This window comes from Hymenobacter terrenus (assembly GCF_000972495.1).
GTDB lineage: Bacteria > Bacteroidota > Bacteroidia > Cytophagales > Hymenobacteraceae > Hymenobacter > Hymenobacter terrenus.
In genome coordinates this window covers 1-2,876 of the sequence record NZ_LATM01000083.1, presented here as the reverse complement: position 1 = coordinate 2,876, position 2,876 = coordinate 1, and the positions used below count along the sequence as shown (strand labels likewise).

The 2,876-nt window shown below is 58.3% G+C and carries 2 protein-coding genes; both read right to left on the bottom strand.

Annotation, left to right across the window (positions count from 1 at the left end; all coding sequences use genetic code 11):
• Positions 1-1,527, bottom strand: a 1,527-nt coding sequence (locus WX88_RS26455; RefSeq protein ID WP_052733147.1) for a right-handed parallel beta-helix repeat-containing protein, incomplete at its 3' end; no start/stop codon positions are given.
• 305 nt (positions 1,528-1,832) lie between these two features.
• Positions 1,833-2,876, bottom strand: a 1,044-nt coding sequence (locus tag WX88_RS28440; RefSeq protein ID WP_231590808.1) for a GEVED domain-containing protein, incomplete at its 5' end; no start/stop codon positions are given.

Here is a 2,876-nt window from a genome sequence, read left to right as displayed (position 1 = left end):
GGTGGGGTTCTCAGCTGGGCGTAGCGTGGTGCTAGGTGGGGTGGTCGTCGTGAAGTTGCTCTCGTAGGCGCCCAGGTCGACGGTGCCACCGCTCACGCGGGGGTTGCCAGCCAAGTCCGTGGGCGAGAGCAGGTTATTGACGCCTGCGTTGATAGCGGGGCTAGTGGACTTGAGCGTGAAGTTGGAAGTCGTCAAATTCAGCGTCGCGTTCACAAACTGTGGGTCCGCCACGATGTTGCTGCCGAGCGGAATGGTTGTGGCGCTGGTCGAGGTAGTGCCATCAGCGTTCGAGGTGGTGCCGGTGCCGGTGCTGGTCACGGTGGCCACGCCAGCGCTGTTGGTGCCTTTGGTAAGGCTGCCGCCGAAGAACAGGTTGTTCACGTACTTCACGTTATCCGTGGTGCTGACGCCGCCGAAGACCTTCTCGCCCGGAGCGGCCACCAGGATGTTATTCTGCATGAGTACGTCGGCGGAGTTATTGGCATAAATCTCGCCGTTGTTGATTTCCGTGCTCCGACCGTTGTAGTAGGACGTGTTGTTGATAACGTCAACGTGCTCGCCCTTGTAAATCTGCACGCCGGCTCCGCCATTGTTCACGACCAGGTTGTTGGCCACAAGGGTGCGGTTGACGTACGGACCGAGCTTGGAGCCATTCTGCGTATTCTTAGTGTCGTCGATGATGATGCCGTTGCCGTCCGTGATGCCTGCGCAGCCGAACGAGCCGCCGCGCCACCACGGCACGTAGAGGCGGTTGCCAAACAAGCGGTTGCCCCGCAAAATCATGTGATAGCCGGAATTAGTATCAAAGTTCCACGGCTGGTAAATGGAGATACCGCTAGTAGCGTACTTGGTGTACCAGGAGGTATTGTAAATCAGGTTATTCTCGATGGTCACGTAGTCCGACTGCAAAACGCCGATGCCGGCGCCGCTGCACTCAAAGATTTCGTTGTTGAGAAAACGCAGGTGGTGGGGATTCCGCGAGCCGGCGACGGTGCTGCCGCTCGTCTGAATGCCGCTGCCATTGTATTGGCCGTCGGGCGAACCAGCCCCGTTGTCAGCGCAACTCTGGGGCTGTTGGAGCGGAATAGTATTGTTGGGGGTGCCGTCAGCGTTGTTAAACTTGGCGTTGTTGCCCTGAATGCGGAAACCGTTGATTTCGATGTAGGATATATCCCCCTTCATGTGAAAGCCCTGCCAGCTGGCAAATTGAATCAGCGGCTTCTGGGCATCACCGGGGTAGTTGCGGAAGACAATGTACTTTCCGGGTGCGCCCGATTTTTTGATGTCCACGGCTGCCCCCGAGTACCGGTTGGCATTGGCGTTGATGTAGGTACCGGCCCGCACGTACACCACGTCGCCTGGAGCCAGGGCTGGCAAATCGGCCGCCTTCTGAATGGTTTTGAAGGGCAGGGCGAGGGTACCTGGGTTGGTATCGCTGCCCTGATCATTGGAGACGTAATAATCGGTAGCATGGGCGCCAGACCAAGCTCCGGTGCCCAGTAGTAAAGACAGAAAAAATCTTTTCATGAGTTAGATAAATAAAAAGTTGAGGATGAGATTGGATAGCCGGCAACGTTGCCGGTTCAAAGTTTGTCTTTCTACTCCTGAATATCAATAATGTATACGCTGTAAAGGATGAACAGCGCAAATTCATGGTTCAACGACACGGAATCAGTGTTCATCAAAGGTGATTGGTTCTTCGGCCAGCCTCCTGCGTACGATGCCGCTGCTTCATGCACGGGCATAAGACATTTGCTTCGCTCCAAGCACAAAAGGTCTGTTCCAGGAGGAACAGACCTTTTGTAGCTCAGAAAGGAACGCGGTGCGGTGGCCTATTTGTCCAGTGCTAAGCGGGAGAAGGAGGTGCCGGTGGGGGTAATCAGCCGCACATTGAAGAGAGCCGAGCCCTGGCGAGCGGGGGCTTGGAAGACAGCCTGATGAGCGCCGGCGGTCTGTGGCCCATCGACGAGCACAGCCACGAGGCGGCCCAGGCCATCGAGCACTTCCAGGCGCACGGCACCCGCTTGCTCGACGGTGTAGCTCAGTGTAGCGCGGTCGTGGGCCGGGTTAGGATAGGCACTGAGGGCTGTGCCTGTACCTGCACCAGCAGCCTTGCTCGTGGTCAGCGCTGTGCGGGCGCTGGCGCTGAAGTCGCGGCGGGTCAGGGCCGCAGTGGGGATGATTTTCTTGCTCACGCCGGGCCCCTCGAAGAAGACTTGCAGGGTGTTGCCGCCGGCGGCTTCGAAGTAGTCGACGGCGATGAAGTGCTTGCCCGCTTTCAGACCAATAGTGCCCGTTGGCTCAGCCGTGGCATCGTGCTTGAAGTCGTTATCCACTACCAAGGTGTTGCCGATGTAGAGCTTGGAGCCGTCGTCGGACTTAGTCGAGAAGGTATACACCCCATCAGCAGGCACCGTGATGTAGCCGTAGAAGTGGAAGGCGAAGTTGTCGGCTTGCAGGGCAGGCGTGATGTCAAACGTGGTGGTGTTGCCAGTCTTGACGGTGGTCAGGGTGTTGAAGTCGGGCAACTGGGTCCAGGTACCCTCATGGTAGTTATAGTTCACACCAGGAGCCAGGGTAAAAGTAGGATTCTCGGCCGGGCGCAACGTGGTGGTTGGTGGAGGTGTGGTGCCACCACCGCTGGTGGTCACGGTCACGGAATAGTCCTCCGTTTCGCCGTAGTTGTAAGCACCACAGCTGGTCGTGCCGGCGTTGTCGCTCATGACCACGCGCAGGCGGGTTTTGCCGGCCAGGGCCGCGGCGGGCACGGTGAAGGAAGCGGTTTGCGCAGCCGTGGTGCTGCTAATGGTGCCCGCGGCGACGGTTTCGTCCGCGTCGATGAAGTCGCCGTCCCGGTTCCAGTCGATGTACACCTT